The sequence below is a fragment of the Halomonas sp. MES3-P3E genome, from assembly GCF_002836035.1.
GTDB classification, from domain to species: Bacteria; Pseudomonadota; Gammaproteobacteria; order Pseudomonadales; family Halomonadaceae; genus Vreelandella; species Vreelandella arctica.
The window spans coordinates 1-480 of record NZ_PJBT01000147.1 but is presented as its reverse complement, the minus strand read 5'-3'; the positions used below and the strand labels follow the sequence as shown (position 1 = coordinate 480).

Here is a 480-nt window from a genome sequence, read left to right as displayed (position 1 = left end):
TGACTGCGGGCCGCCCTTCTGAATATCACCAACCATCCTGCTCTCCCTGATCATTGAGATCCTTGACCGCACGAGAGAAGGCGATCGCAGAGCAAGCGACCGTGATGAATACGCCGGTCAATACGCCAAGTAGATAAAGGGTTATGCCGTCCATCGTTGACCTCCTGCCCGCTGGGCTTTGCGCATGCAGTGCTTGCATGCGGGTAACGGCTCATGGGTGGCTGGGTCGCGAAACTCGCTCGGGGACTTGCGGTACTGGCAATCTGGGCATTTGGGCTGGGTATAGGGCTGGCGGGTCATGCTGCACCCCCTGCATTACCGATGTAGTAACTCTCAAGCAACGGCACGGCGGGTAGCTCGCACTCTCCCCAGGTGGTGAGCCGATACCCCTGAATAGTGCGGGCCACAAACTGCTGCTCGCAGAGCTCGTCACAGGCAACACGGATCTGATGCAGCGAAACGGGCAGCTTGTAGGCCATT

General features: G+C 58.8%; 2 protein-coding genes. Both read right to left on the bottom strand.

Translation table 11 applies throughout. From position 1 onward, the window contains the following. Nucleotides 1-25: 25 nt before the first annotated feature. Nucleotides 26-154: a hypothetical protein gene (locus CXF87_RS22285; protein ID WP_269801104.1), complete on the bottom strand. Its 129-nt coding sequence runs from the start codon at nt 152-154 to the stop codon at nt 26-28. Between the two features lie 142 nt (nt 155-296). Continuing rightward, nucleotides 297-480, bottom strand: a 184-nt coding sequence (locus tag CXF87_RS12380; protein ID WP_157826545.1) for a hypothetical protein, incomplete at its 5' end; no start/stop codon positions are given.